We start from the raw sequence: 24,721 nt of genomic DNA on the forward strand, positions 1-24,721 counted from the left end.
ATTCTTTAAGATGTTCTTCTAGCCGTCCTGACAACAACCTCCGCAGTCACACAGTTGTTCCCCGTAATTTTCACATGTATCATTTAATTCCATATAGTTATTGTAAGCAACTTATATATATTACTTACTGATTTCGGCATTTATTGGTTAAAAATCGACTAATACGTATTAGTATAGCGAAAATCATATTTTCTACAAACAAAATGACGTTTTTATTCAAAATTATGAAATCAACTGTAATAAAAGATATCTATATTTGTGTGGATAATTATGAAAATAATCACCATTTACTTATATTTTATTGATTAAAATGCTTCAAACGACTAACAAATATCATTATAATCATTGTTTTTTTATATTACTTTATCACTTCAATAGTTGTGTATTAGAATGGAAGTGGCAAACCACGACTGGACAAATCAATTCAATTCTATGTCGGTATGTACTTTCCCTGATTGCAGGAACGAGTCAAGATGTTTATGTTCAAAATGTCTAACCCTTTATTGCAACTTGCACTTGCAAATTCATTTGGCAAAGTGTAATAGCATAGGAGAACCCTCTTGGAACAGCGAGAGAATTGAACACCATCAAATTAAAAACGGAATATCATGTGATCCAAGTAGTACATGCCTAATTGGATAATAAAAATAGAGATTTCTGGATACTAAATAAATTATTAATTTCTTTTGTTTTTTTTTTTGTTTGAACTTATTGCAGTAATTAGCTCGATGTGAGGATACGATGGATTATAGTAAGTTAGATTTGAAGATATTATGACAGCATTATTGACATACTCCTAGTAATTCCACGCATCCATCAATTTGATAAAAATATTGTATAGCAGATATTAAGAATAAATTGAAACAGTCAATTACAATAGGATTAAGGAATGGCAGAAAGTTGAATGTAGAATTACTATCTATTTTTTATTGCTTCTATCTGTCCATTATTAGCTTTTACAACTACTTTTTTAAATTCAGAATCGCCCCCATCAGGAGATACGAAGATTGATGCAAATGGCCCCATATTTCCTAAAGGTTGAATTTGATCGTCGTCAAACTGGACAGTAACGTTATTGATGGAATTGAAATTATTGTTGCTTAATTTTACGCTTATTGTCTCGACAGGACCACCCCTTTGAATTATTTCGATATTTAACCCTGCTGTTGAAAAATATACGAACAAGACAACTGCTGCAACCACAACAAAACCAACAAAGATTATTCTGCGAATTAATTTATAGAAATTTCGCTTTTTGCCTGATCTACCATTTTCAGGCGATCTACCATTTTCAGGCGATCCTTCATCATCCCAACGCCCCATATCTTATTGATAGATATTTTTCATGCAATTAAGTGTTATATACTAAAATGATCTAGATTCCAACAAACATCTTTTTGATTCGATAATAGGGTTTTGCCTTTCACATGTTGATATCACCTATTCGTTTATGAATCATGCGGACTAAAGTAAAGCAGTAAAACACTATTTCTAACTAACTAGACAATTAGTCTATTTGGGATACGTATGGTTAAACCATTCGTATAAATGTACAAGTTTTAAACTTTTATCTACATTGATTTTTTGATCTCATTCGTTTAGAGAATCTCTTGATCCAAACTCATTCTTAAATCCATATAGACTTGCCAGCCTTTTCACATCATTGTTAGTTATTTTACAAGACTGGTGGGCAAGCTTTAGACTATAAGGATATCCCTTGATGCTATGATAGCACAAGCCATCGATCAAATTTTGAATTTCGGGTTGTGTAATATTTGCCCTATTAATAATTTCAATCTTTATTAGGGGAACATAGGCCGTTAGCCTTGCATATATCTCAACTACATCTAAATTATTAGAGATAAAGTTATTCTTGTTTGCAAGACTAAATCCCGTCTTGTAACCCAATTTATTATAATAATAAATATCAGCTGCTCGTGATCCATATTCCTTGAACTGGTTCTTTGATGTAGAATTTTTTGAAATAAACAAAATATCACTCTCTTCATCAGTAGCAAAGAGGCCCTGAACGTTTTCCCTATAAGATACATTTTTGTTATGAACTAAATTAGATATTAAGGATCCATCGACACAAACATAATCGGGTTTTTGATCCAATACAGATTTAGTTAGATCGATTTCCATTTTCATAGCTTTAGAACTCAGAGCATCACCAGTAATGTTAGAAATCCCATAATCCCATTTTGATCCCAAAACGTGATTATGTGAGCTTACAGCAGCACTATCAATAACAAACAGATCAATTCCTTGAAAGGATTTCTTATTCCAGCTACTATCAATGCCCACACTAAAGGATGGTTTTTTTGTAGGCTCATATTCCACCCACTTTGTAGATGCAATCTTTAAGAGATCGTCAAATTCATCTCCATGTATAGATGAAAGCTTTTTCTCCTTATTTTTTATAGCATCCAAATAAAGTTCGGACAGCAATATTATAGCCAACTCAAGCACTAAATTTATTTATTATTCATCACAAACAAACCATAAATCAAAAGGTTAGTATTATTTACCTTTTAGTGCAAGGGAATGCAAGGTAAATCATAATTTAACTACGGAGAAGGATCTAAGGGATTCGGGGTTTTCGACTAACAAAAGGTCATCTTTTGCGATGTCAATATCTAAGAGTTTCTTACGCATCAATCTTCGTAATATCTTCCCCGACCGATTCTTCGGTAGTTCATTAACAAAATAAATGGCTTTAGGAAGTAGAAATTTACCAATCCTTTTTGTCAGGAGTTTTTCAAGATCTTTTTTTATTAAGGATCTTGTCTGGTTCGTCATATTAGCATTCCTCAAAACACAGAAAATACATACAGATTCACCGGTTAACTCGTCTGGAATGCCAACAGCAGCTGACTCAACGATTCCCGAATAGCTTGTTAATACCTCTTCAATTTCACTAGGATCAATCCTGTGTCCAGAAATTTTCATGACATCATCTATTCTGCCAGAGATATACCACATGTTTTGTGAGTCAGTCCGAACCTTATCACCATGATTCCAAATATTAGGAAATTTTGACCAATATGTATGTAGGTATCTTTCCTCATCATTTAGTATGCCTTTGGTCATCCCAGGCCACGGATTCCTAATTACGAGATATCCGTCATCAACGGATTTACCTTGGTCATCTAAGATATCAACATCCAATCCCGGTACAGGCACACCTACAGATGTAGGTACATTGTCCAAGAATGGAAGCATACTTAGAATCGCGCCACCTACCTCAGTGCCACCTGACAAATTTATAACAGGACAACGATTGTTCCCTATTTTTGAAAAATACCAATTCCACGCTTCCTTATTCAATCTCTCTCCGGTGGAAACCAGTAGCCTAAGAGAAGAAAAGTGAAACTTGGAAAAATCAATCTTATTTCGCATAAATTGTCTAATTGCCGTTGGAGCAGCCCCAAATATTGTAACATGCAGATCATCAACTTGCTTTGCCCAATAATCCATAGATGGAAAGTCCAATGTATCTTCTAATATGACAGCAGTTGACCCTATTATGGGAGATCCATAAACTATCCATGTTTGACCAGTAATCCACCCTATGTCAGCATACCAAAGAATAGTATCATCAGATTTGAGATCTATCAAATATGATGATTGATGAGCAGAAAAAATAGAAAATCCTCCGTGTGTTTGAATTGTACCCTTTGGTTTTCCAGTCGTTCCTGAAGTGTATAAAATGAACAAAGGATCACCAGATTCCATCAGCTCTACTTCGAATTTCTTGTTTGAATCATGTTTCCTAAATGCCTTATCATAAATTCGTTTAAAGGAAAAAACCCTATCATTAGGAGGATTATAAGACATAGATCCCTCAGTTTCTGACACAATTATTTTTTTTACAAATGTATTGGATAACACATCTTCCCAGTGTGTTCTTAAATTAATTACTCTGCCCCTCCGTTGAAAAAAATCACTAGTAATTAAATATGAAGAATTTGAATCAACGAGTCTCTGTTCAAGTGCTGCCTTACCAAAACCGGAAAAAATTGGTACATGAACCGCTCCTAATTTTGAGATCGCATATAGCGCTACAAATGATTCCATTCTCATAGGAAGATAAATTCCTACCACGTCACCCTTTTCAACTCCGAGATCTCTTAGTGCACTTGCAAATACATTTACCCTTATTTCCAGCTCCTTAAAACTGAGCTTCTTCTTTATCCCATCCTGGTTAACAAAGATAAATGCAGTCTTATTTGGGTGTTTATTGATATTACTTTGAATAACATTATCGATAATGTTACATTTTCCTCCGACAAACCACTCGCACCAAGGTAGTCCCTTTTGTACATCAACTACTTTATTGAACGGCTCTCGCCATTTAATTCCAAGATCCTCGTTTACGGCCTTCCAATACCATTCAACATTTTCTATAGATTTCAGCAACAAATCCTCCAACGTATCAATATTATTTTTCTCCATAAATCGAATTAAATTATTATCCTTTGTCAACTCCGATTTAGATGAATTAATTGAATAGTAAGGTACCTTTAGTTTTTTGACCATCTATATTTTAATCGTTTAGAATGCTTTTCAGATATATTAGTCTATTTTATAGTGAAATTAATCGCCTTTGATTTAAGTAATAAAATTAATTGAGGGGATATTGAAAGTTGAACTCATTTTCCCTCACTTGTGCCTCGCTACCCCTATTCAGTGTATAAAAATAGGTTCCATTTACGTCGTATTCGTGTAAGGCAGAAGAATTTGAATTATTTGCATTTGCACCTAGGATTTTTCCTTGAGAATCAAAAAGTGAATTAGCGTCTTCGGTCAATGATTCTCTGTCACGAAGAACGATACTTTGATTTCCTATTATTGTATACACTGATTCGAGAGAATCTACAAATCCCTCTGTTCTGGATCCTACATCTCCAGAGGCTATCCTCGCATTGTCAAGATAAACATTATAGGTAACAGTTTCAAGGATTGCGGACCCCTTATTTGGATTATATACTTTGAAAACAGTTTCCAACCTAGATTCGTTGTTTACTGGTACCACTTTAACCGAATCGACCGATAAAGATAAATTTTGGCTGTTGAGTTGCTGAGGGGTTAGTTCTGTTGTTTCTGGCGAATTAGATGACGAAGGTTGATTTGATTGGGCTGGTAAGTCATTCGTACCATTGACTACTGATTCAGGATTATTGTTTGATTGCGGATTCGGGGTTAAAAACCCTATGTTAAACAAATAGAAAACTACTCCAATAATTATTATACCTATCCCAACTGCATATAAAACCCTCGTTTTCATAAATATGAGAATTTATCATTTGAGCCTATAAAATGGTTTAGAAAAAATTTTAAGAATGAAACCAGATAATGTTATAAATTATACCAAATGAGGTCTTTAACAAATGAAAAAGGGAAATGGGATGCAGAAAGTTATCACAAAGTTTCTTCCATACAAGAAACATGGGCAATAGAACTATTATCTAAAAGGAAGTGGAATGGAAATGAGGTAATAATAGATGCAGGCTGCGGAAGTGGCAGGGTTACCAGAATCATCGCAAATATTTTGAAAAAAGGTAAAATCTACGCTATCGATCTGGATCAAAACATGATCGCAAAGGCAAAGATAAATCTAAAGGATCAAGAAAATGTGATTTTTGTCAATTCAGACTTATCTACAGTAGAATTACCAGAACCAGTAGACATTATTTTTTCTAATGCAGTAATACATTGGATCAAAAATCATTACAAACTATTCTGTAACTTTTGGAAACTACTAAAGCAATCCGGAGAAATCTTAATTCAATGTGGTGGTAATGGGAATCTAGGTACAATCATACCTTTGTTAGATTTGACAAGAGAAAGTAGTGAATTCAAGGGCTATTTTCTTGATTGGGAAGATCCATGGAATTTTGCCACTGCTGAAGAAACGTTTTCAATAATGGAAAGGACGGGGTTTAAGAAGATTGAAACAGGTCTAACAAGAAAAATAGCAAAGTTTTCCAGTTTTGAAGAATATAGACTGTTTATGAAAACAGTGGTAATGAAACCATATTTATCGTATTTGCCTTCTGATCAGATCATGGATTCTTTTATGGATTGTTTCTTTAAACATCAAAAGGGGAATATTAAAGGAATTTCTGACGTTATTACCGACTATGCTATAGACTACACAAGACTAAACATTAGTGCCATCAAGTGAACCCATGCGTAGGAATACAATCGATGGCTAGAACAATATTTTCTAGCCATCAGAGAATAAGATGAACATAGATTATTTGGAAGAAGAAATCAGATATCAAATGAAAATACGCCCAATGAGTCCGGTTCTAAAAATAGAAAGGTAAATGAAAAATAATCAAATGGTAACCGGATTGTCATTTTGCAAATGACTTCTAATAGGTGAAATTATTTTGTCTAGGTATCTGGAAGTTGCCGCCTTTAAATCCATGGGATGAATCTTGTCTTGTTCATAATCATTTTTAACCTCATTGTAAGAGAAGTATGACATGTTACCGCCATATTTTTGGGGCCGCTCCAATACAAATTCCTTGAACTGATGGAAAATTACATAGTTAATAATTTCTAAGACTGGGTTGTTCGCTGAAATCTTCGTTGGACAGTAAGCTTTTCTTATTTTTTTAGAAATCTCATCATGAGTATCATGAATTAGTATACTACTAGACGGATTACTCTTGCTCATCTTACTAAAGATCTTTTGATCTTCATCTAATGTTCCATCGCCAGATTCTGTGGTGGTGGCGTTAGAAGTAGCACTGGTAGAAACAGGCTCAGATAGACCAGGTAACAAGTGATGATGAACAGAAATGGGAACTTTCCAGTCTAGTTTTGGAAAAACTTCTCTCACCAACATATGGATCTTACGTTGATCGGTTCCTGCGTGAACAATATCCAAATCTAGGGCTTTGATATCCACAGATTGCATAGAAGGATAGAGAAGCTGGGAAAAATCAAGTGAATCTTTCTCTGTTCTTCCCATAATTGTTAACGATCTTAATGTTCTAGCAAGTGTAATCTGCTTTGAGAAAAGTACAAAATTTTTCCAATAATCATCAGTTTCCTCATAAAGCTTTGTACCATGAATAATATTAACGCCAGGGCAAAAAAATTTGAATGCTTTTTCATAATAATCTGAAATTTTTGAAATTAATTCCCAATCACTATTTAGTTTGTTATTGATATAAGTATGCCAATCAGCTAGAAACACATTCGCCTGGACGCCGGCTTTAAGAAAATCGTTGATCTTAAAACCTGTAACTATAAGGCTACCTAAATGTAATCTTCCGGAAATTTCCAATCCTATATAATGTCTAGGCGTTGTTTTGTTTTCAAATAATGCAGCGAGTTCATTTGATGTTATTATTTCTTCTGTTGGAGGCCTCTCAATTAATCGGATCTTCTCTTCAACGTCCATTACAAAATTTTAATATAGAGATTATTATAAATTGTTTAATTCAACATATTCTATTGAACAAGGCCGAATCAGGTTCTGAGTAAAGAGGTTCAGCTAATCTTTTAACTTGTTAACCTTTATGCTGTTGAGCTTTCTTGGAAAAACATAAGTATCAGGTTCGAGCGTAGATAAAGTTGAATCAGAGACTGTAGATAAAGGATTTTTTTTATTACTTTCAATTGCAAACAATGGCTCGCAATTTACCTTAATGAATTTCTTCCTGCTGCGATATTTCTTGTCCATTCTGAAATAAAGATAATATTCTAGCACTCCTTCACGAACCCCGGTAGGACATACCAATAAATTGTTAAAATTTTGCTTATTTATCAATATTTTTACGATGAAACTACCGGTTGTAATTGTTTTAGCTCTTTCAGGGTCAACGGATTTTAGTTTTGATAATTCTTCAATAGATAGTCCTCTGAAAATAGTGTTTGCAAGGGTTATCATTCTTTTATCAAGTGCCGCTCGACTATGATAAATAGATGGGGCTAAATCCATCATATGTGACATAAACTTGTAAATCGCTCTAATTGTTCCTCCTATTGCTACCATTTTTGTATCCGGAGATCTTTCCAAACTCAATTGATCATTTGAGGGGATATTTTCAATCAGAGATTTTTCCAATCTTTTGTAATTAATATCGGACCAGGGTTTGCTCTCCTCTATACCACTATTATAATTTACTAATTCTTCAGACAGTCTCAAAACACCCATATCCAAACAAATCGTTTTTAATATTCTAAAATTTTGAACATACATCAATTCTAAGCTACCGCCACCTAGATCAAAGAACAAGCCATTAGGGATATGCATGTAGGATTGAGCACCCAAATATGAAAAAAATCCTTCTTCCGGTCCTGATAAAATATTAAATAGAAACCCAGTATTGTCTTCTAGGGTATCCACTACGAATTTCTGGTTAACTGCGTCCCTTACTGCACTAGTAGCTATTGGAATAACTACATCTATGTTCTTTTCTTTCAAATCTTTTTTAAAATTATCAAGTGCTTTGATTGTTCGATCAACATTTCTATCAGATATCATGTTGTCATTGCTATTTAATTCTGAACCGATTTGAACATAATCCTGTTTCTGATACTGTTTTTTGTAATGCCCATTTTTGTAAATATCATAAGTAGAAATTTTTATGGAATTATAACCAAGATCTATTATAGCAAGACTTTCCTTTTTCCTAGACTCTATCGACTCGGCATACAAATATATTAAAAATTACAAAAAAGTAGTTTATTTAATTTTTTGTTTATAAGTTATACAAAAAAACTATGCATAAAAGCCCTAGAGGAAAACAAGAAAATATGGAGAAAAGGTAGATTGATTAGCTTATCATCGGTATTGTGAAAGCGTTAACTTTTCTCCTGGTTTCATATCTCTTTGAGTTTTTATCTTCTTTACAGCATCTTCGAAATGTTTCATTGTAACATGTGCCTCCGTTGCATGTTTTGCAGCGTCTTCAGGATTACTGTATTTTTGAAGATACTCGTGCAACACGAGTGAAATCGCCGTATTTGCAACTGCGGACATATCTGCGCCACTAAATCCATCAGTTAACTCGGCAATTCTCTGTAAATTGACATCACTTGTTAATGGCTTTTCCTTTGCATATATTTCCAAGATCTTTAGCCTTGTACTTATATCGGGTTTTGGAACAAAAACTATCTTGTCGAATCTACCAGGTCTTAGCAATGCGCTGTCAATCATATCTAGGCGGTTGGTTGCGGCTATTATAACTACGCCATTTAACTCCTGAATTCCATCCATTTCCGTTAGTAGTTGAGAAACCATTCGTTCGGTGCCCGCATTAACACCTTCCATTCCTCTGATAGGAGCAATGGAATCTATTTCATCAAAGAAAACAACACATGGTGCGGCTTGTCTTGCACGTCGGAAAATTTCTCTGACTCCTCTTTCGGATTCGCCTATCCATTTTGACAATAATTCCGGTCCTTTCACGCTAATGAAATTAGCTTCAGATTCTGTGGCAACTGCCTTGGCAAGCATCGTTTTTCCGGTACCGGATGGACCATGCATCAGAATTCCTTTGGGTACAGAATGACCTAGTTTTGTATAAAGATCTGGGTACCTTAATGGCCATTCCACTGCTTCCTGTAGCTCTCGTTTAACATCATCTAATCCACCTATATCATTCCATTCAACATCAGGAGATTCCAGATAAACTTCCCTCATGGCAGAGGGCATCACTTCTTTAAGAGCATTTTCAAAGTCAGACATTGATATAATCAATTTTTCAAGTGTCTCGGGCGGGATTTTCTCATCCTCCAAGTTAAGTTCAGGTAACAATCGTCTAAGACATTTCATTGCAGCCTCCTTACAGAGATATTCCAAATCTGCACCAACAAAACCATGACTTACAGATGCTATTTTTTCTTGATTTACATCTGATTCTAAAGGCATATTTCTTGTATGAATTTGTAAGATTTCCAATCTACCACGCTTATCAGGAACTTTGATTTCAATCTCTCGGTCAAATCGACCAGGTCTTCTTAGAGCTGGATCGATGGCATTTGGTCTATTTGTGGCAGCAATAACTATAACTTTACCTCTTGCTTCCAATCCATCCATCAAAGATAATAACTGAGATACAACTCTACGTTCAACTTCTCCTGTTACTTCTTCTCGCTTTGGAGTTATAGAGTCTATCTCGTCGATAAATATTATAGAAGGAGCCTTTTCCTTGGTTTCTTTAAATATTTCACGCAGTCTTGCTTCAGATTCACCATAGAATTTGCTCATTATTTCTGGACCAGAGATACTGATAAAGTGTGCATTACTTTCATTAGCCACTGCTTTTGCCAACAAGGTCTTACCGGTACCTGGAGGTCCATACAACAACACTCCCTTTGGTGCCTCTATACCCAGTTTTTCAAATATTTCTGGATGTCGTAATGGCAGTTCAATCATTTCACGAACTTTTTGAATTTCCTCTTTTAGGCCACCAATATCTTCGTATGTAACTTGTGGTACTCCACGGAGAGTTTCTCCCCGTTCAGCGATATGAAATACAGTTTTTTGAGTAACTAAAACGGCATCAACACCAGGACCTGGGGTGACACCTATGACTTGAAATGTAAGTCTACCACCAAAATATGGCACCATCACATTGTCGCCTTTGATTAATGGTACACTTTCAAGAGCATCAGCTAAATATCGTTCATCAATTGGAGGAATAGCTTCTAATGGTGCAACTATAACTTTTTCTGCAGGAACAGCTTTAATCTTTCTGACAATTACAGTGTCTCCTATAGCTACACCTGCATTATTTCTAACCAGACCATCAACTCGGATTATACCCTTACCTTCGTCCGAAGGATAAAGAGGTAAACATTTTGCAACTGTTCTACGTTTACCTTTAATTTCCACGACATCACCTGTAGATGCGCTCAAAGCATCCATAGAATCATAATCAATTCTAGCAACACCACGGCCTACATCTCGGGTATAAGCTTCAAGTACCTTTAAAGAAAGAGTATTACTCTGAGACATGATTACACTTAATATTTAATAACATACTACTTATACACTTTTGTAAAACAAACCCTAGCAAAATAGGTATTTTATGAACCATAGAACGACACATCAACAAGACGATAAAACTTGGTTGCAGAACCAAAAAAATATGGGCTATGAATTGATGAATAATTAAGATCGGTTAACCCGATCTCAGTCTATTGTTTTACGAGGCCAACAATAGGTATGTTTACAAACTCTTTAGATAAGGGCGTTTGACTGTCGAAATTAACAAACAACACGCTATTGTCGATAACCGATATCGACACACCTACACCCTTATAGTTATTTGTTTCATCAGAAATAGTTGCATTATTGGACTTTATTTCTTGAATAACATCAATCTTACCCGAGTATGTTACATCTTCATTCTGTTGCTGAACAGAATTCCCCACAAAATTTGATAGATGATATGATGTCGTATTGCCTATGTCGTTATGGTTATCAGTTAATTGGGTACTGAAGCTGGTGTTATTATTATCTGTCGCAGTATCATTTCCAGAGTCAATAGACGTAGCCAAGTTATAATAGACAGGTTCCTCTATAAAGCTAGCATTAAAGTCCTTTGAACCATTATCCTTAGTAATTAAAGACCAATTACCGAACATAGTGTTTATAATAACACCAGTATCTTGATTATATTCTGACCCTGCAACTGTCCCATTTAGATTAGCTTTGCCTGATCCGGAGTTAATGTTGTTAGTAGATGTAGTTGTAGTCGTCCCATCATCGCATGTATTTTTTGTTGTACTCGTCGTTTTACCATTATCGTTAGTTTGAGACTGAATTGAGATATTGTTATTACAATTATTGTTATTGTCATTATTGCTAGATTCAATGGTTGATTGAATGTTATCCTGAGTCTGTTTCATGAAATCATCTAAATTTAATTGCGCATTTACAGGAGCAATGTTAAAAGCAAGAGAGGTTGAAACCATTAGGATAGGAAGTACAAGGAAAATGAACTTATATTTACTTACATGGATGTCAAAATTACTATGATTTTGTAACATATTAAAACTATAGATTTTTTCACTAGACATTAATAATACATATTTCTTATATGCAAAATATGATTTATGCTTTACTGAATAAAAGATAGGGATTTATATTAGTTTATTTTCTTATATAAAATAATTATAAATGATTTTAGTGGTATTTGAATCCTTAGGTATTTTCCTTGCATATAAGAATGAATGATCGTTTAATGAAGCAATCATCACCAGATATTGATAAACTCGCGGGAATTGAATACTATACAACAGAGTTCAATGGAATAGGCGGCACTATAAAAAAAAATACGGAGGATTTTCATGTACAGGAAATAATAAGCAATATTTTCTTAAAACAGATCTCTCCTGAGCAGACTACAAGCAATATTTTCCCAGTTTATGAAATAAGAAAAAAAGGAATGGATTCAAGCCATGCAGTTCTGACTTTGAGAAAAAAAACCGGTCTTGATCTTAAAATAGTGGGCATAAAAGATGCAAAAGCCACTACAATTCAATACGCTAGCAGTTCTGCTAGAAAGTTCATAAAGAATATCGACCTTGGAAAAATAAAATTAACACTGATTGGCTTCTCAAGAAAACCAATTGAAAAGAACAATTTGGTTGGAAACACGTTTGGTATAAGAATTGTTGAACCAACGATGGACAAATTAAACAACATCACACAATTTTTGTCTGATATCAATAAATTGGGTAACTATTACGGATTACAAAGATTTGGAAGTGAACGGTTGGTGACTCATCTAGTTGGAAAAGCCATTCTCGAAAGAAAATTTGATAAGGCGACAGAGATTTTATTGACTTACACCACAAAATATGATTCAAAATTTAGTCGTGAAATCAGGGAAAAATTGAGAGACATCAAAAGTAATCCAAACTTACTACGCGAAATCCCTCCTGGAATGGATATAGAGAAAAATCTAGCTCAGGCAATATTAATGGGAAAAGACTCTATTTCGGCCTTGAGAACTATCCCCATTAATATTAGAAGGCTATTCGTCCAAGCGTTCCAGGCATATCTTTTTAATAAGACCTTAAGTATCGCTATTAGAGATGACTTTTCCCTCACCGTACCTGAAGAAAATGATATCTGTTTTGACGTTTTTGAAGATAGTTTGATCTTTGGAAAAATTCGCAAATATGAGAAGGAAAAATTTATGGACAATAAAATGCAGAGATTGCCAATTATTAGATTACCAGGATATTCTTTCCAACCTGGAAAAAATAGATTTGACAAGATATTAAAAGAATTCATGAAACATGAAAATATAACTGCCAAAGATTTTTTTATCAAGGAAATGCAGGAATTAAGTGAATCAGGCGGTTTCAGACAAGCATGTTATGTATGTAAAAACTTCAAATATAAAAGAGAAGATAACTCATTATTGGTTGAGTTCTCTGTACCAAAAGGATCATACGCAACCGTTTTGTTAAGAGAATTAATTAAACCTGCTAATCCTATTGAGTCAGGTTTTTAGAACAATTTGTAAATGGAGTTGCTGATGTTTTTGCAATGAACGAGGATAATAAATAGAAATAATTATGACCAGGTATAAATACATAAACTAGTGAGTGTGGGATAAGATTTCGGCCAAGAATGATTTACCACTATTCAAAGCATTCATAACAATAGGAATATTAGTCATTTTTTTCGGATTAGCATTTATAATTATTGATTTGGTTGTAAACGAATTTACAGAAGGTTTGAGACTAATAGGTAGCAGATTCATAATAGTAGGCATAGTAACGATAGCCATAGCTTTTGTCTATAAACATCATGTAGTAATAGGGTTCATACTCAGACAATTTAAAAATAGATTGACAGATCAGGACAGATTTTCAAAATGGTACAAGCCATAAGTAAAATATATACTCTAACTACTATCTGCTTGTAAATTATCCGCAAGTTAGTACTACGCATGATGGATGAATTCAAATTAAGATATAGGGCAAACCAAAAGTTAAAAAGAAAAATTCTAACAAGTTGATTTAGCTAGTTGACAATTGAAGAAATAAGATATGATTTTAGAGAACATCCTGAGCAATTTCACAGCTATTTTACGAAAATCATGAAGTTGATAATAATATCCAAACTAAATTGTCTTGAAAAGAACATCACATCTTTGAAATATTTCAATGAGGTAATAAGCAGGATTGAAGGATGTGATGTTCACAAGGTAAAATATGGAAAGCCTATGATATTTACTAAATTCTTTGGTTATGAATTCAATTATCATACAGTAAGAGTCAAGATAAAAATTACTGACAAGTATGCAATAGACATATCCTTAGAGTCAATTATCCCAGATTTTGTGAAAGCATTTGACAAACTAAGTACTGATACGAATGAAATCAACTGGAATACAAGTAAGCATTCAACAAATGGGATTAAATTTGGAGATGATCAAGAGAGAAATTCCCAAGATGAGTCAAATCTTCATTTGATTGAGAAGGAAGCCCAAATAACTTTCCATTTATTGGATTCATTCATCCAAACATTATATCTATTGATGTCTCAACCAGCAGTAAATACTAATAGTCTAAGTGGTCGAAATATTGAAATCAAAGATATTTCGGTCTCTAGAAAAATTCTAAATATTGAAATGCTCGTGGATGAAAAAACAGTAATTTTGGATCTTCTCCCAAAGTCTAAAAATGGTGTGGTGGTTTCAATAGACAATGATGAAAAGATTGGAGAAACTATCAGGACTGTGATGTTACAAAATACTTTTAACTGAGGTTTCAAATGTTTTGGTACATATTTAGATACTTCCTACTGCGCCCCTATCTAGTAATGCAGCCAGGAACAGTATTCCTATTGATAGACCAACAGTTAATCTACCTAATAAGATTATTTTATTTCTTAAATATGAAAAATATTCATCGGGGACATCTCTTTGCAGAATACGAGATTCAACATTCTTGTTTAGAAGTAAAATGTGAATAACGTATACAATTATCATCACTAATACTAATATGATTTTAGCTAAGAGAAAATATCCGTATGTAGATTCAAATAGGAAGGAAGGCTGATCCAAAAACGATCGAGCATTATACACTCCTGTAATGACTAGTAGGATCAAAGAGGCACCACCTAGGTAGTTGAATCGGCGTCCTACTACAACCATGAATGAAATTCTCTTATTGGCATCAGGCATAGTCTTCTTAAGAAGAGGGGCCAAAACAATCCCTAGAAAAATAGCTCCACCTACCCATATTGAAGAAAAAACTAGATGAATCCATGTAACTAATGGATCAAGAATAAACATTGGATAGTGTCATATCTATATCCCATAATATATTATTATAAACAAAGTTTTTTAATACCAATACTTTACAGATTAATTCGATAGAGTATTGTTTTTAAGTAGACGCAGATTAGTATTGATAGGAACAGCTACGGTTATCATAGGAGTCATTGTATTATTACCTTTAATATTAACAATAACCTTACCTGATTTAAGCGCCGTAGACATAATAGTAAAGAATATAGAATTAGAAGATATTTCTGAAGATAATATTGCTACCTTAAAGGTAGTATTCAATATAAAGAATCCAACAGAGCAAGCGTTAACTACCTCAAAAATTGATTATGAATTAAATGCTAACGGAGAATCAATTGGAGAGTATACAAAGTCATATATTGACATACCTCTAAATGGTAGACCGCAGCTCTTGTCAAATACAGATACTAACATTAGTGCAGTGATAGAAACACCGGTTCTTGATGAAAAAATTAGGTCGGATTTTAGGAATAATAATCAATCATTGCAAAATATCGAATGGACAATTAATGGAAATGCAATAATAGAGTCAGGATTTAGTTCAGCTCCAAAAATATTTAATGCAACATGGTAAATTTCCATTTTAATTTCTTATATGGTATTTTTTGAGTGCGCTTGAGTTTGTATTCGAGTTGGAGTTGGAGTTGGATAAAAATAAAATTAAAATGAGACTATTTTAAAGGAGATCTTGTTCTGGTGGTTGCTCCTCCTGAGTTAATATGAATTTATCAAAAGAAGTCACAATCCATTCTTCGATGATCTGACATCTAGCAGGACTATATTGATTTGATTCATCCTCATTTGAACAAAGATGTTGATAGGAACAACAAAGACAAGGTGCACCTTCGACCATACTTACATCAATAGGTTTTTGTTCTTCAGCATCAATGGAAATAGTCTTTTTTACGACCAGTTTATACGTCCATCTACCTCGATAAAGTGCTTTTTCTCGTGTAATTAATGACTGTTTTTCCAAATTTCCTACTAGTCTTGAACCATCTCTACTATCTAGCGAGAAAAGTTTGCATAATTCGGTTTGAAAAACACCCTCTTCACCGCTTACGGTGATAGCGTCGAACACTTTATCAATAAGATCACTTTTAGAACGAACAGATAATTTTGAACCAATAATTTCAGATGACAAAACATATTATAAACAACAAAATGATATAAATGTCTTTATCACAAAATGACACCACAGAGAAAATGGACAACTTATAATATACGACAGCAGATCTTCGAATAAGACCAACATCTACCTTGCAGCATAGGTTTATCCATTAGGGGGAGTATCTGGAATCATATATTTTACTGGTAAAATAGCTTCTTTTTAGGAAAAATTACAAAGAAAGTGTCGTTATGAAAACCCAATAAATAGAAACTCCTATTAAATGTGAAATAACAAACTAGATTCAAAATCAAATCTTAAATGAGTGAAAATAGGAACTTAAAATAAAAGAACGCGTTTGTTTTTAACTAATCTATTGATCCAACTATTCACTCTATCAATTTATGGATGCATACCTGAATTTTCTTCCGGATGTGTAGATAGGACAAACTCGTCAAGTACATATTTGGGTGTACTAATTGGTGCCTTAATTGGTGTAATTATATCTTGGTGGATTTACTATAGACAAAAGAAGATTACCGAAAAACAAGATGAGGTAATAAAAAAATTGCAGATTTGGAAGAATTACACCTGACATTACTCAAAAAAATAGAAAGATTAGACAAACAAAATGACAAGACCTTAAGATCTATCCTAAATATGGAAGAAGGATTTGAAAAAGAAAGAATGAAAGATGTGAAAGATCAATAAATCATTATGAATTAGCGTTGATATAAAAGAAAAAATTTGATTGTTTGGGATTTTTTAATAAGCTATATTCACAAAGTACATCAGATATAGCAGCGAAACTGTATTTGACAATACGTCATAAAAAAAACAAAATTAGGCTACTTGTTATGTACATATTACCCTTGGGGCGCCGAATAGCGTGTCTACATGCATTTCATTCATTTAGATTTTTTCTTGTCGTTTTTACGAAATCTTTAGTTAAATCTGAAACTGCAGAAATATCTTGTCCTCTCATCTGGTTTACCATTTTCTCAAAATTTTGATTACTCTGCTCGTTAGGTAGATTTTGCATGCGAAACTTTATTGATGAAATTAACTGATTGTGTATCTGTTCAAGCTCGGACGGATTCTTCTTTGGTAATTGGTATAAATCATGGGGACCAATAGGATATCTTGGACCAAGTCTCTTAATGTTATTATTTACAAAATCCATAAAATAGATAAATCTAATATCCAATAAAAGTATTTTTTTTTGAATTTTCATTGAAGACATAATTTAACTTTGAGGGTACATGCCCATCTCGGAAGAGCCCATAATGCGTTGAATGGCAAAAGCAGAAGAGATAACAGAGCAAAAGTGGGATTTTCATTTCTCCAATTGTCGGTCAATTGCGAAAAAGTAAAGTCAAAAAATGGCCCTATCAATCATCAACTCATGGAAACCCATCTAATTATGATCACTATTATTAAAGACGTTACTAAATCCTTAAACTTAAGAGGACAGCAAGAGTATTGCCTAATAGTATATTGATTAATGATTAATGATATAAAGAGTAGCTGGTCTGGATACCCTGATTTGAAAACTAAATAATAAAATTACTGGTTGGGTTTTTCTATTTGCCATTTATAATTTTATTGTAATAATTATGATCAATTTTTATCATCTTACCTGTCGCCGTCAAATCAGTTAGTTCATCAAAAAATTGATTACTTTGAGTAAAGGTTTCACTCCCAAAAGGATGCAACCAGAACCTTCGCCTAGTCAAGGGATGATTCTGATCCTTGGGATTAATATATTTCATGATTGGACCAAATTGAAGTACGTATTTTCCAAACCAAAGCCCAAGTCCTACATTATGTACTATTTTGGGATATTTTATTAATATATTATCTATCTCTGAAAGATCGACATAGAATAAATTTACATTATTTTCCGAATGCCATTTTATGAAAAGTAATGAACTATTTTGATTTGCTCGAATATCATCATCTAGCTTTTCTTTTTCCATGATCAGAAACCTATAATTTTTCTTGTTTGAAGTAAGATGCTTTAGTCGTCCTAACGATTTTTCCTGATGACTTAAGAGATTTAGAGGATCATTATTTTGTAATTCCCAGTATTGTCCTGGCGGTAAGTACGTTGCAGAAACATACTCCTGACCATTTTCAAATAATACCCTATATATCAGGCCCGTAGAAAGTAATCCAATTTCTAACCCCTTCGAAGGATTAGTTAATTCTTTGAATTTATTTAAAATAGTTACAAACCTTGCTTCGCAGAAATTTTGTATAGGGGCTACAAAGTTATCAGCAAATTTTTCATATTGAATAAAGGGTTTAAGATCCAAATTAAATTCGATATCAGAATTATCCCCATATTCATCTCTTTCATAAAACGAATATACATTCTCTAGTTCATTGTGATGTTTTAACATGATTTTACCTTTATCGTATAAAGTCAAACCGAATTTATTCTTGTCAAACAAATAATCGTTTTTTATTTTTTGATAAGCATAATCAGTTAATAATATTTGATTTGGTCTTGCTATATCCATTATTCTTCTCGCGAGAACTAACTCATGACCCCAGGGTGCAAATTCTGTATGTACACCGTCTTGGAAGGAAAGAAAAGATCCGAATCCTATTCCAATCCGTACAAAAATTTTCGCTCTATTTTCTACAGATGAGTTGAACTGTTTTATGTTTTTATGAATATGAATTGAAAGTTCCAACGGATGATCATATTTTAAGAAAACGATCAACATCCCATCTCCTGTGAATGACTTGTATATTTCAGGATGTTTTTGAGTATCGAGAAATCCTGAAATCAAGTCTTTAATTCGATTTATCTTTTCTAATTGACTCGATATGGATAAATTAGGATCAGAAGAGCCAACGATATCAATAAAAAAATACCATCCATCACCTATGCTCTGTTTAAGATCATTTCCATTCATATTCCCAATTATAGTTTATTTGTTGAATGATTCCAATTTATAACTGTTAGAGTGTGGTGGCTTAACAATCTATTAATTATTCCAAGAAATAGCGACGAAATAATGAACAAAAAATAAGAGTCACAAGAAAATATGTAAGATAGTCGATTTCTTAAAAATAGAATCGATAGATTATGATACGTCCACTATATCGCCAAAGTCAACCATTTCTCTTATGTTTCCAAAAGTTTTGGCAAAAGAATAGGCACTAGCCATTAGACACATATCCTCCCTTAATAGATCAAAAATAGAGAAAATGGTTTTTACAACAAGTAGTAGGATCAATGTTGATCAATCATGTTATTAAAATCAAGTGATGATTCGATAAGAAAAAATTGATACATTAAAAGTTTGTGAGTACGTATCACGATATTCGCTCCTCGATTTAGGAACTAGAATAGTCCGCTAAATAGTAAATACATTCCTCTAAAATAAGATATCTCATGATAAAATAAAATGCTCGATCTCAATTGAGCAACCAACCCACCTACATGTATGGACATATATCAAACACTGTTGAAAAATTTTTTTTAGAGAATTCTAAAAGGCGACAATTTATTATTTAATATTATAGAAAGAAATTTATCTAATTTTAGATTTTTTTCGTTGGTTTATAGTTAGCGGTTCACCAAAAAAATAATACAAGGATGAACATATTTATCACCTCAAATTGAACATAAAATGTGATTTTGACCTCTGGCTAATTATACCTCTAGTAGTCAAGAAAATGCGATATTATGTAACGGACTTTCTAAAGTATATGGAGAACAAACAGCAGTAGATCAAATAAATTTAAAAATCAAAAGTGGAAGCATATTTGGCTTATTAGGTCCGAATGGAGCTGGTAAGACCACAGTAATTAAGATGTTAACTGGCCTGTCTAAACCAACTCAAGGGAGAGCAGTAGTTGCAGGTTATGATATTACTACTCAAACCTTAAAAGTCAAAGAGAACATTGGCTGGATTTCATCGGAAGTCATATTAGATGACTCGCTTACAATAATGGAGAATATTTGGATTCAAGCAAAGTTACATAGTCTTAACAATACTTGGAAGAAAAAAGCAATAGACTTATTGAAATACATGGAATTGGATGAAAAAGACAACAAGAAGGTTGGAAAATTTTCGACTGGGATGAAAAAGAAGTTAGAAATAATCATGGCACTATTGCATGATCCCAAGGTACTGTTTATGGATGAACCAACCATCGGGCTAGACGCAAGTTCTAGAAGATTGCTTTGGAGACTGATAAGAAAAATAAATGAGCAATATGGAGTTACAATACTATTAACTACTCATTATATCGAAGAAGCTGATGCATTATGTGACGATATCGCGATAATTAATAATGGTAAAATTGTAGCTAGCGGCTCACCGCAAAAGCTAAAGTCTAGAGCCAACGGCGATATTATAGAAATTGATTTCTTCTCATATTTTGACTATAAGAACTTAGAAAAGGTCAATGGGATACTAGAAATAGTTCAAGTAGGCCTAGAAAATACTGATCCAATAAAAAGAACACGACCCGAGCGCGCTTTGAGGTTACGCATCAAAGTCAGAAATGCTGAAACTATTTTACCAGAGTTAATTTCTAAAATAACAGAATTTCAACCAGCCATTATTAATTCAATCAAGATAGAAAAGCCAAATTTGGAATCAGCCTTCCTAGAACTTACCGGGAAACGATTTGATGAAATAGAAGAAGCCACCATTGATCAAAAATAGAATCGCCTAAAATCAATAATAAAAGTCAAGACAAGAATGATCAAAATATTAAATCAGCTTAGTGGTTTGTATATAAGGGAAATAAAAACTACTTTTAGAAGCCCCGCCATAATCGTGCTAAGCATCGTCCAACCCTTATTATGGATAATTTTTTTTGGGAGCAGTTTTGCTTCGGCACCAAGAACCTTTCTTGAGGATTTTTTTCATACAGATAATTATATAGCATTTCTCTTGGCCGGACAGCTTTCTACTTCGATGCTGTTTATAGGAATGTTTAGTTCATTAAGCCTCATTCAAGATAAGAAATCCGGATATCTAAGAAGAATATTAGTCACACCTACCAGTAATCATACCATATTCTTATCAAAAGTATTGGGAGCTTCAACCCGTGGGATGCTACAAGTTCCAATTGTCTTTGCGGGTGTAATGTTATTTGGCGTACAAATTCCAGACATATTTGGAATAACGGCTTTTATTGTATCATTATTCCTACTAAGCTTAGGTCTTTCTTCGGTATATCTATTTTTGACTATGAAAAGTTCGGACTGGCAAATCCCTACTGTAGTAGCCAACTTCATAAATCTCCCCCTGATGTTTGCAAGTACTGCCCTATTTACGAGCGAAAACTTTCCAACTTGGATGCAAACAATTTCAAACTTAAATCCTGTTTCGTTTTCGTCGACTTTTGGAAGAGAAATAATTATTTCGGGTAGTATTGTTAATGTTAACTGGATGTATTTTTCTTATCTCTTTATCTTTGCTACTTCCATGTTACTAATAGGCGTAATAGTAGCGAACAAGACTTTGAAAATAGATTGATATAAAATGTAGATTAGGCTTTCATTCACACCTACATACATATCACTTCTGTTAGCCATAACACTCTAGCAATTGATTATTTATTGTGACTACAAGGTACAAGGTATAAAATTAGAGTGATGGGAACCACAAGGAGCACTTGATTATATTATATGATAGATTGTTAGGTAAAGCGCAAGACGATATAAAATCGATAAGATGAATCTTGACCCAACTTGAGATAAGGGATAACTTGAAAGTTCCTGTTATGAGAACCTTTAATTCCTGATCTCTGTTCTGAAATTACGTTATATAGTATCTATTACCAATTATACATTACATGGGTGTTCACTTATCTGTTTTTTGTCTTTTTTGTTTCTTTTCATCTAGTTTGGTATTAGAGGCAGAGGAACCGTATTTTATAAATACTGGCAAAACTAATGGTAGAGGTATTATTTTCTTCTTGTCAATACCTTCATTGATCTGTTTTGCAGCATCGACGGATTGATTTATTTTTGATAAGATAATATTTAGATTAGAAACTGTATCAATGTAGGCTTTTTCAAGTAGTTGTTTATTGTTGTTTAGAATGTAGATCTGTTTGTTCAGGCCATCTATGTTTGAAATCTGTTTGTTTATTTCTTGATTAATATTTTTTAAACGTTGTAATTTTGCTATAAATTGTTGCCAATAATTAATTTCATTAGTTTTGATATGACTGCTATTGTTTTCAGTATATTTATCAGCACTTTGATCTAATGGATCCGATAGGAAATCATAATTTCTAAAAATTGAAAAAAGCTGATTCATATTGATAATATCTGTATTGGTTAGTCCATTAGCATTGAGGAAGTTTAAACTAGAAACTGCCCCAATTTGCAATTCCAGATATTGTTTGTACCCGGGTATTTGATTTTCTAAATCTTTCATCTGGCTTTTCAATTATTCTACTTTTTTTTCAAACCCAAGTTTATTATCATACTGCTTATCTAAATCTACAAAAAATAATTTCACTGAATCTTTGACGCTTAAACGGTTTGCCAAGGCTGATTCCCTTACCGTATTACTTAATTGTTTGAGTTCTTTTAATCCAAATCCGTTATCATGTAACTCATTAAAAGTATTAATTGTTTGCCTATAATAGTCTCCCCGTCCTTTTAACGAGGAAATCTCTTTTATCAATGTTTCTCTAGCTGCTACATTATTATCAACTTGGTTTTGGGTTAGATCGATTTCGTTTCTTAATAAATTTAAATGCCTGTATTCAGTCAATATTTTTGTTACATCAAAACCGTATTGCTTAAAATCATCAACTGCGTTTACAAATGCTCTAAATTCCTGTTCGATCAGCAATCCATGTTCATAAAATAACTCTTGTTTTAGATTTTCATACCATTGAAAATACGAATAGACTTTTTTTCTATTCCGAGGGTTTTATCTAATTTAGAAGCGATGTCTTGACTTTGTTTAGTTAGATCATCTATCTCTTTAGAAACCGAAATCCTAATTTTTCTCAGGTGTCGTATTCTTTTACTCTCTTGTTTTATATAAAAAGAAACACTTGAAGCAAATGGTATTTCTTTTCTTATGTTTTGTTCATTTTCTTTTTTTCCAACGGTGTTATTTATGTCTGAATTATATGTATCATCATAACCATTATCTTTATCGCTTTCTGTAGCCAAATTATGGAAGGATGATAGTAAATCCTCAAATCCATCTTCATTCACACTGACATCATATTCGTCATTGATGTCGAATTTTTTTAATAGTTGAACAATCCTAAATCCTTGAGCACACTCTTCAATTGTTATACCAGACTTTCTTACTTCAGACGTAAATGCTCTAATTTCTTCTATGTTTGTCCCGGCTATATTAGACCCCCAATCTTGTATTGTTATTGACGGTTCCTTTGGATAATGGGGTTTCTCGGACTATTTCATTCATTCAGAATGCGTGGAGGTATTTTGTATTACCTGTGACTTGAGAAAAGGGTGATTTTACTCAACATTTAATATATTATTCTGTCATTTACAAATATGGTCATATTACTGGTCAATTCGGTCACTAGAATGGTTAATACGGTCATTTTCTCGGTCAACATTGGATTAAAATAGAAATACAGTTAGTTTTAATCAGTTATTTTTCGGATATTTCATAATATATTTAATAAATCTGTTAAGTAAGAATCAAAACATGTTAGAAATGAAAAAACTGAACCTATTATACAATTGATATCTTCAAAAAAATAAGCATTAGATATAATTTTCTGTTTTTAATTGATTCAGATTTAGCCGACAAATACTATTTATTTTATATTTAGGACTAGTAGCATCAAGTTTATTATCTACATCATATAATCTTGTTTCATTCAAGTAATTCACAAATTCAATGAGGATTTTCAAATTATTAATATATGATCTTCAAATAACCCTACTCCTTACATGCAATCATAAATATCATTAATAACAGAGGTATTATATTTACTCTTTAGAGAATCAATCGTTTTTAAAAGAGTTGTAATCTTAATTGACACGATACTTTTTAAAACCTCCAACATGTAGTCGCAGTATAACTAACAGACAGAACACAAGTAATTCTTGTATTAATAATAGTCGTATTAGAATACAATGATCTTCGTTCCTTCATTTTATATTTATAATACCAAGTATATGAATTCCCATACTTAATGCGGTCACCGGGATTTGAATTCCCGCCACGTCTTTATTAAAAGACATAGTCCCGGGTTACGGGCTTTCTCCATATGAAATTATATATGGAAGGCCAGTGTCCTAACCAAACTAGACGATGACCGCAACACA

Annotated in this window: 23 protein-coding genes and 1 tRNA gene; 8 read left to right on the plus strand and 16 right to left on the minus strand. The window is 33.1% G+C overall.

Features of this window, described 5'->3' with window-relative positions:
- Nucleotides 1-915: 915 nt before the first annotated feature.
- The 4 genes from AAGU22_RS11675 to AAGU22_RS11690 all read right to left on the minus strand — a co-directional run bounded on the left by AAGU22_RS11675 (nucleotide 916) and on the right by AAGU22_RS11690 (nucleotide 5,290).
- Complete coding sequence (locus tag AAGU22_RS11675) at nucleotides 916-1,323, minus strand: hypothetical protein (protein ID WP_458719282.1); 408 nt, start codon at nucleotides 1,321-1,323, stop codon at nucleotides 916-918.
- Nucleotides 1,324-1,590: 267 nt separating this feature from the next.
- Nucleotides 1,591-2,463 carry a DNA double-strand break repair nuclease NurA gene (locus AAGU22_RS11680; protein ID WP_458719283.1) on the minus strand — a complete coding sequence of 291 codons (873 nt, stop codon included), beginning with the start codon at nucleotides 2,461-2,463 and terminating at the stop codon, nucleotides 1,591-1,593.
- 96 nt (nucleotides 2,464-2,559) lie between these two features.
- The gene (locus tag AAGU22_RS11685) at nucleotides 2,560-4,542 is read right to left on the minus strand and encodes an AMP-binding protein (protein WP_458719284.1); all 1,983 of its coding nucleotides are present in this window, start codon (nucleotides 4,540-4,542) and stop codon (nucleotides 2,560-2,562) included.
- 85 nt (nucleotides 4,543-4,627) lie between these two features.
- Complete coding sequence (locus AAGU22_RS11690) at nucleotides 4,628-5,290, minus strand: hypothetical protein (RefSeq protein ID WP_458719285.1); 663 nt, start codon at nucleotides 5,288-5,290, stop codon at nucleotides 4,628-4,630.
- Between the two features lie 87 nt (nucleotides 5,291-5,377).
- Here AAGU22_RS11690 and AAGU22_RS11695 point away from each other — a divergent pair, with 87 nt between their 5' ends.
- Entirely contained in the window at nucleotides 5,378-6,190 is an 813-nt protein-coding gene (locus AAGU22_RS11695) for a class I SAM-dependent methyltransferase (RefSeq protein ID WP_458719286.1), read from the plus strand.
- 156 nt (nucleotides 6,191-6,346) lie between these two features.
- Here AAGU22_RS11695 and AAGU22_RS11700 read toward each other — a convergent pair whose 3' ends face one another.
- The 4 genes from AAGU22_RS11700 to AAGU22_RS11715 form a co-directional block, all read right to left on the minus strand.
- Nucleotides 6,347-7,423 (minus strand): tyrosine--tRNA ligase, encoded by a 1,077-nt coding sequence (locus AAGU22_RS11700; protein WP_458719287.1) that lies wholly within the window; start codon nucleotides 7,421-7,423, stop codon nucleotides 6,347-6,349.
- Between the two features lie 93 nt (nucleotides 7,424-7,516).
- The gene (locus AAGU22_RS11705; protein WP_458719288.1) at nucleotides 7,517-8,683 is read right to left on the minus strand and encodes a Ppx/GppA phosphatase family protein; all 1,167 of its coding nucleotides are present in this window, start codon (nucleotides 8,681-8,683) and stop codon (nucleotides 7,517-7,519) included.
- A gap of 126 nt (nucleotides 8,684-8,809) precedes the next feature.
- A complete protein-coding gene (locus tag AAGU22_RS11710) occupies nucleotides 8,810-10,987 on the minus strand; it encodes a CDC48 family AAA ATPase (RefSeq protein WP_458719289.1) in 2,178 nt (725 codons plus the stop codon).
- Nucleotides 10,988-11,169: 182 nt separating this feature from the next.
- Nucleotides 11,170-12,054, minus strand: a complete 885-nt coding sequence (locus tag AAGU22_RS11715) for a hypothetical protein (protein ID WP_458719290.1) — start codon at nucleotides 12,052-12,054, stop codon at nucleotides 11,170-11,172.
- Nucleotides 12,055-12,203: 149 nt separating this feature from the next.
- On the opposite strand from AAGU22_RS11715, the gene truD reads away from it, so the two are divergent.
- The 3 genes from truD (at nucleotide 12,204) to AAGU22_RS11730 (ending at nucleotide 14,759) form a co-directional block, all read left to right on the plus strand.
- Nucleotides 12,204-13,499: a tRNA pseudouridine(13) synthase TruD gene (gene truD / locus AAGU22_RS11720; protein ID WP_458719291.1), complete on the plus strand. Its 1,296-nt coding sequence runs from the start codon at nucleotides 12,204-12,206 to the stop codon at nucleotides 13,497-13,499.
- 94 nt (nucleotides 13,500-13,593) lie between these two features.
- Nucleotides 13,594-13,881 (plus strand): hypothetical protein, encoded by a 288-nt coding sequence (locus AAGU22_RS11725; protein WP_458719292.1) that lies wholly within the window; start codon nucleotides 13,594-13,596, stop codon nucleotides 13,879-13,881.
- A gap of 137 nt (nucleotides 13,882-14,018) precedes the next feature.
- The gene (locus AAGU22_RS11730; protein ID WP_458719293.1) at nucleotides 14,019-14,759 is read left to right on the plus strand and encodes a hypothetical protein; all 741 of its coding nucleotides are present in this window, start codon (nucleotides 14,019-14,021) and stop codon (nucleotides 14,757-14,759) included.
- Nucleotides 14,760-14,783: 24 nt separating this feature from the next.
- Here the strand turns inward: AAGU22_RS11730 and AAGU22_RS11735 are convergent, their stop codons facing one another.
- Nucleotides 14,784-15,290: a DUF4149 domain-containing protein gene (locus AAGU22_RS11735; protein WP_458719294.1), complete on the minus strand. Its 507-nt coding sequence runs from the start codon at nucleotides 15,288-15,290 to the stop codon at nucleotides 14,784-14,786.
- 115 nt (nucleotides 15,291-15,405) lie between these two features.
- On the opposite strand from AAGU22_RS11735, the gene AAGU22_RS11740 reads away from it, so the two are divergent.
- Nucleotides 15,406-15,879: a hypothetical protein gene (locus AAGU22_RS11740; RefSeq protein WP_458719295.1), complete on the plus strand. Its 474-nt coding sequence runs from the start codon at nucleotides 15,406-15,408 to the stop codon at nucleotides 15,877-15,879.
- Between the two features lie 102 nt (nucleotides 15,880-15,981).
- Here AAGU22_RS11740 and AAGU22_RS11745 read toward each other — a convergent pair whose 3' ends face one another.
- On the minus strand, nucleotides 15,982-16,449 hold the full coding sequence (locus AAGU22_RS11745) for a MarR family transcriptional regulator (RefSeq protein WP_458719296.1): 468 nt from the start codon (nucleotides 16,447-16,449) through the stop codon (nucleotides 15,982-15,984).
- Between the two features lie 540 nt (nucleotides 16,450-16,989).
- Between AAGU22_RS11745 and AAGU22_RS11750 the strand changes: the two genes are divergently transcribed.
- Nucleotides 16,990-17,124, plus strand: a complete 135-nt coding sequence (locus AAGU22_RS11750; RefSeq protein WP_458719297.1) for a hypothetical protein — start codon at nucleotides 16,990-16,992, stop codon at nucleotides 17,122-17,124.
- A gap of 193 nt (nucleotides 17,125-17,317) precedes the next feature.
- Here AAGU22_RS11750 and AAGU22_RS11755 read toward each other — a convergent pair whose 3' ends face one another.
- Nucleotides 17,318-17,596 (minus strand): hypothetical protein, encoded by a 279-nt coding sequence (locus AAGU22_RS11755; RefSeq protein WP_458719298.1) that lies wholly within the window; start codon nucleotides 17,594-17,596, stop codon nucleotides 17,318-17,320.
- A gap of 400 nt (nucleotides 17,597-17,996) precedes the next feature.
- Complete coding sequence (locus tag AAGU22_RS11760) at nucleotides 17,997-19,340, minus strand: adenylate/guanylate cyclase domain-containing protein (protein ID WP_458719299.1); 1,344 nt, start codon at nucleotides 19,338-19,340, stop codon at nucleotides 17,997-17,999.
- A gap of 771 nt (nucleotides 19,341-20,111) precedes the next feature.
- On the opposite strand from AAGU22_RS11760, the gene AAGU22_RS11765 reads away from it, so the two are divergent.
- Together AAGU22_RS11765 and AAGU22_RS11770 are read left to right on the plus strand one after the other, a co-directional pair.
- Nucleotides 20,112-21,104 (plus strand): ATP-binding cassette domain-containing protein, encoded by a 993-nt coding sequence (locus AAGU22_RS11765; RefSeq protein WP_458721783.1) that lies wholly within the window; start codon nucleotides 20,112-20,114, stop codon nucleotides 21,102-21,104.
- A gap of 36 nt (nucleotides 21,105-21,140) precedes the next feature.
- Nucleotides 21,141-21,923, plus strand: a complete 783-nt coding sequence (locus AAGU22_RS11770; protein ID WP_458719300.1) for an ABC transporter permease — start codon at nucleotides 21,141-21,143, stop codon at nucleotides 21,921-21,923.
- A 327-nt stretch (nucleotides 21,924-22,250) separates the two neighbouring features.
- Here AAGU22_RS11770 and AAGU22_RS11775 read toward each other — a convergent pair whose 3' ends face one another.
- The 4 genes from AAGU22_RS11775 to AAGU22_RS11790 form a co-directional block, all read right to left on the minus strand.
- Nucleotides 22,251-22,832, minus strand: coding sequence for a hypothetical protein (locus AAGU22_RS11775; RefSeq protein ID WP_458719301.1), 582 nt, complete (start codon nucleotides 22,830-22,832; stop codon nucleotides 22,251-22,253).
- Between the two features lie 12 nt (nucleotides 22,833-22,844).
- A complete protein-coding gene (locus AAGU22_RS11780) occupies nucleotides 22,845-23,255 on the minus strand; it encodes a hypothetical protein (RefSeq protein ID WP_458719302.1) in 411 nt (136 codons plus the stop codon).
- Nucleotides 23,256-23,281: 26 nt separating this feature from the next.
- A complete protein-coding gene (locus tag AAGU22_RS11785) occupies nucleotides 23,282-23,629 on the minus strand; it encodes a hypothetical protein (protein ID WP_458719303.1) in 348 nt (115 codons plus the stop codon).
- Between the two features lie 960 nt (nucleotides 23,630-24,589).
- Nucleotides 24,590-24,715: transfer RNA gene (locus AAGU22_RS11790), tRNA-Gly, on the minus strand.
- Nucleotides 24,716-24,721: the final 6 nt, after the last annotated feature.

It is taken from the genome of Candidatus Nitrosocosmicus sp. R (assembly GCF_054408505.1).